Consider the following 5,040-nt stretch of genomic DNA (forward strand, 5'->3'; position numbering starts at 1 on the left):
CGCAGAGGGTGGCGCTGCCCCGCAGCACCGCATTGCTCTGCTCGCCCACAAACCCCACCCATCCCCCGACGACGCTTTAAGCGGTGCAGGCTGTGCCTGAGTTAAATTTCAACATCCATATTAACGGATTCAATCTGCAGCCCGCGCAGATCCGCGAGCTGCTGCACCGCGGCGTCCGTCTCGGCATTTTTGGGAAGGACGATGTGAAAGCCGCGATCAAACGCCAAGAAAAAATTCTCCCCGCCCGCAGCGATTCGATTTAGCGAGCGCGCGGCAAATTTCTCGCTTGCGCGCGGCTCGCCCTTCGAAAACGAGATCGTCTCGTCGTCCGCGATGAAGCTCATCTCCGTGCTCGAGTCTTGCGCGAGCTTAGCGGCAGAGAGATGTTTTCTTAGCATGCGGCGGTAAAATTTCGGATAAAAAATAAGCCACGCCGCGCCCAAAATAACCGACGCCACGCTCGCAATCGGCGCCGTTTTTAAAAGCCCGTCGATGATGATACCCATGAGCAAAAACTCAAACGGTATGGCGTAAGTGCTGATGAGGCGCTGTTTGCGCGCCTTTTTGCTGTAAAGCAGCATAAATTTATTGAGATTATCGACGTCGCGATTGGTGATACGTACTTTCATATTTTTCCTTTAATTTTTCCGTAATTGTAGCGAAGCCGCCTTAAATTTGCGTCCGTTAACTTCCGTGAGATAAAATCGCGCTTTTAAAGGAGCGCCCGTGAAATCTCTATTAAAAATCAACGGATTTTTGCCGTTTTTGGCGATTATGTTTATCAACGCAAGCGTCGATCTGGGCCATAAGATCACGATTCAAAACGTCCTTGTTAAAAGCGCCGATTCGGGCGCTCTCATCGCCCTTACCTCGCTTGTAAATTTGCTGATTTTACTGCCTTACGTATTTCTTTTTAGCGCCAGCGGCTATCTCAACGACAAATTCTCGCGTACCCGCATTACGCGGATCTGCGCGAAACTCGGCGTCGCGCTTACCGCGCTCATTACGCTAGGATATGCGTGCGGATGGTTTTATTTCGCATTTTTTATGACAATCCTGCTTGCGGCGCAAAGCGCGATCTACTCGCCCGCTAAATACGGCTTGATTAAAAAAATCGTCGGCGCGAAAAATTTAGGCGCAGCAAACGGCCTCGTGCAGGCTCTTACCATCATCGCGATTCTGCTTTCATCTCTTGTTTTTTCGGTAATTTTCGAGCTGTTTGCGACGCGCAGCAGAGACGCGGGCGAGCTGATGAGCTCGGTTTGGTTCATCGGCGTGCTTTTGGTCGCGGGCTCCGCGCTTGAAACATACTACTCATATAAAATTCCATTCTTCGACGCCTCGCAACCACAGGCGGAATTTAATAAAGACGACTATCTTAAGCTTCGCTATCTAAGGCAAAATTTAAATTTTGTGCTAAAAGACAAAAACGTCCTGCTCTGCACGCTGGGACTTGCGATGTTTTGGGCGGTCTCGCAGCTCGTGATCGCGACCTTCCCGGCTCACTACAAGAGCCTTAGCGGCAGCGATAACGTAATGGTGATCCAGGTGATCTTGGCGCTTAGTGCGATCGGAATCGCGCTAGGCTCGATCTTTGCGGGCAGCTACTGCAAAAAACATATCGAGCTCGGTATCGTGCCGTTTGGCGCATTCGGGCTTGCGCTCGCGCTAATGGTGTTAGCCAACGCGCACTCGGTATTTTGGCTCGGCACGGCGTCGTTTTTCTTCGGATTTAGCGGCGGAATTTTCATCGTGCCGCTCAACGCCGTAATTCAGTTTTTTACCGCCGACGAGCGCATGGGGCGGGTGCTTGCGGGCTCAAATTTTATTCAAAATATCTTTATGGTGCTGTTTTTGCTCATCGCCATCATCTTGGTGCATTTTGCGGTCGCCAGCGGCGAAATTTTCGTTATGGCGGCACTGTGCGTGCTTATCTGCGGGATCTTCGGCGCGAAATATTTGCCGCAGCTTTTCGTTAGAATTTTACTCATTCCGTTTATGAAATTTGGCTACCAAGTCCACGTAGACGGCATCGAAAACATCCCGCAAAAAGGCGGCGTACTGCTTTTAGGTAACCACATCAGCTGGATCGATTGGGCAGTGGTGCAGCTCGCCTGCCCGCGCGGGGTGCGCTTCGTGATGCATCGCAGCTACTACGATCTGTGGTATTTGAAGTGGTTTTTTAAAATTTTCCGAGTCATTCCGATCGGAGCGGGCGTAAGCAAAAGCGCGATCGAAAGCATTCGCGAGGCGCTAAATGCTGGTGAAGTAGTGGGGCTCTTCCCCGAAGGCCACATCAGCTACAACGGCCGCATAGACGAGTTTCAAGGCGGATTTGAGCTAGCTGCGCACGATACGAACTCCGTCATCGTGCCTTTTTATATCAGAGGGCTTTGGGGATCGACGTTTTCGCGCGCCAGCGAGCATTATAAAAGAACGATCTCGCAAAACGGTAAAAACGCACTTCGCGTAAGCTTCGGCGCGCCGATTGAGGCAAATTCCAAGGCGCACGAGGTAAAGCGCGCGGTAACGGAGCTGTCGTTTTTCAGCTGGGGCAAATACCTCGCAAGCCTAAAGCCGCTTGCTTACAACTGGCTAAATCAAGCTAAACGATCGCCTTTTAAGCGTGTAGCGGTCGATAGCACGGGAGTGAGCTTCACAAATTTAGCGATGATGAGCGCCGTTTTGATACTTCGCAAAAGGCTAAAGAGTCGCATAAGCAGCGAGGAAAACGTCGGTATCATTTTGCCTAGCTCGGTCATCGCAAGCGCCGTAAATTTAACGCTTTTTGCGATGGGCAAAACGAGCGTAAATTTAAACTACACGCTAAGCGAGGAAAATTTAATCTACTGCGCGGATAAAGCAAACATCCGCACGATCATCAGCTCGCGAAAATTCGTAGAAAAGCTCAAATCAAAGGGCTTTGAGCTAGAGAGTTCGATCGGCGATCGGCTCGTATACCTTGAGGATCTAAGCGAGGGTGTCTCTAAAAACGAGCGCATAGCCTGCGCGCTAAAATCGCTGCTAATGCCTAAAATTTTATTTCGCGCGCTGTATTTTAAGCCGCACGCGATAGATGACGTAGCGACCATTTTATTTAGCAGCGGCAGCGAAGGAAAGCCCAAAGGCGTGGTTTTGACGCATAAAAATATAATGGCGAACGTCCGTCAAATTTCAGAGCTCATAAACGCCACCGAGCACGACGCGATTTTAGCGTCGCTGCCGATCTTTCACTGCTTCGGGCTTACCGTAACGACGCTATTTCCGCTAAACGACGGAATTTTAAGCATCCACGTGCCCGATCCTACGGACGCCTTTAGCGTCGGCAAGATGAGCGCAAAATACGGCGCTACGATAATGTTCGGCACGTCGACGTTTTTTAGACTCTACACCAAAAATAAAAGGCTCAATCCGCTTATGCTAGCAAGCATCCGCCTGGCGATTGCGGGCGCGGAGAAGCTAAACGAAAACGTCCGAAAGGAATTTAAGATAAAATTCGGTATCGAAATTTACGAGGGCTACGGCACGACCGAGACTGCGCCGGTGGTGAGCGTAAATACGCCGAACGTCCTCGAGCCCGATTTTTTCAAAGAGCTTCACTTCAACCGCGAAAAGAGCGTCGGCTTGCCGCTTGCAGGCACGGTCATAAAAATAACCGATCCCGCCTCGCTGCAACCGCTATCAAACGGGCAGGAGGGGCTTATCTTAATCGGCGGACATCAGGTTATGAAGGAGTACTACGATGAGCCGGCAAAAACCGCCGAAGCGATCGCACAAATAAACGACGTGCGCTACTACAAGAGCGGCGACATCGGCTATATCGACGACGACGGGTTTTTATTTATCACCGACCGCCTTTCGCGCTTTGCCAAAATCGGCGGCGAGATGATCAGCCTGGGTGCGGTAGAAAGCGCCGTGGACGAAATTTTAGGCGAAAGCGCGATCTATTCGTGCGTAAATCTAAAAGACGAGAAAAAGGGCGAAAAGATCGCTCTGCTTTATGTGGGTGAGGCGAGCGAGGATGAAATTTCGCGCCGCCTAAAGGACTCCGCGCTGGCGCCGATAATGCAGCCAAGCGTCGTGAAAAAGGTCGAGCAAATCCCGGTGCTCGGCAGCGGCAAGGTAAATCTCAAAGCGGTAAAGGATCTGGCGATAGAGCTCGGGCTGTAAATTTTAAAGCCTTAAAATTTACGCTCTAAATTTTAAATTTACGCCTCTTCGCGCTATTCGCGCGGGATAGTACAAAGAGGATAAGCCCTCTAAATTTTAAATTTATGCCTTGTCGCGCCGCATAGTTTTGCGGTTTTTCGCTCCTAGCGGCGGGCGATCTCGCGGGATTATGCTGCCGTTTTTGAGAACGAGAGCCGCGCGCGATTGCGGCGTTAAATTTATGCTAAATTTTGCAGAGGTGAGCTGCTGCTGATCCCACGATTTTTCGCGGTTGCAGCGCCAAATTTATGCTAAATTTTACAGACAGACGGCAGCCACTCGCTGCGCAGATAGACAAAATTTTACATTAAACGGCGCGCGAAATTTCACGGCAGAGCAGCTGCGGGGAGAATTTTTACGGCGTGTGAGTGGAAAGAAATTTCAATGGCGTATGTGCGGAGAGAAATTTTAGCGACATTACTTTCCGCTTCGCCGCTTATAAAATTTGCAAATTTTATTTCCCGAGTGTACGCCGATTACGCCGATGAGGTTTATAAACCGCTATACGCAAACTCTCGGCTTTGTCCTTCCGCCGTCACAGAGGCTAAATTTTTTCTAATCACGCTACGTGTGCCTCCAAGCAGGTCTGTATTTACATGAGCGCAAAAGTATCCAGCAGCTCTAAATTTAAAAGATAAATTTCATTCGTGCAGATTAAAATTTTAAAATTTCAAAGCCCAATCTGTTTAAATTTAACCGAAGTCGGCAGAGCTAAATTTTAAAAAGGTCTAAGCTTTAATGATTTTAAAAAAGATGAAAGTGCCGCGAAGCGCACGCTCCACGGCAAATTTAAAGGAGGACTATTTAAAAGATGGAGCGATCTGCGCTACC

General features: G+C 49.6%; 2 protein-coding genes. One reads left to right on the forward strand and one right to left on the reverse strand.

Annotation, left to right across the window (positions count from 1 at the left end; translation table 11 throughout):
- Positions 1–101: 101 nt before the first annotated feature.
- Positions 102–629: a hypothetical protein gene (locus Q0413_RS00560; protein WP_298986204.1), complete on the reverse strand. Its 528-nt coding sequence runs from the start codon at positions 627–629 to the stop codon at positions 102–104.
- A 97-nt stretch (positions 630–726) separates the two neighbouring features.
- On the opposite strand from Q0413_RS00560, the gene Q0413_RS00565 reads away from it, so the two are divergent.
- Positions 727–4,170, forward strand: a complete 3,444-nt coding sequence (locus tag Q0413_RS00565; protein WP_298986205.1) for an acyl-[ACP]--phospholipid O-acyltransferase — start codon at positions 727–729, stop codon at positions 4,168–4,170.
- Positions 4,171–5,040: the final 870 nt, after the last annotated feature.

Origin of the sequence: uncultured Campylobacter sp., assembly GCF_938045465.1 — a bacterium.
GTDB lineage: Bacteria > Campylobacterota > Campylobacteria > Campylobacterales > Campylobacteraceae > Campylobacter_B.

What these genes read in the sequence shown, in the direction of transcription:
- Q0413_RS00560 (WP_298986204.1), bottom strand. Translation starts at nt 629, where the DNA reads ATGAAAGTACGTATCACCAATCGCGACGTCGATAATCTCAATAAATTT.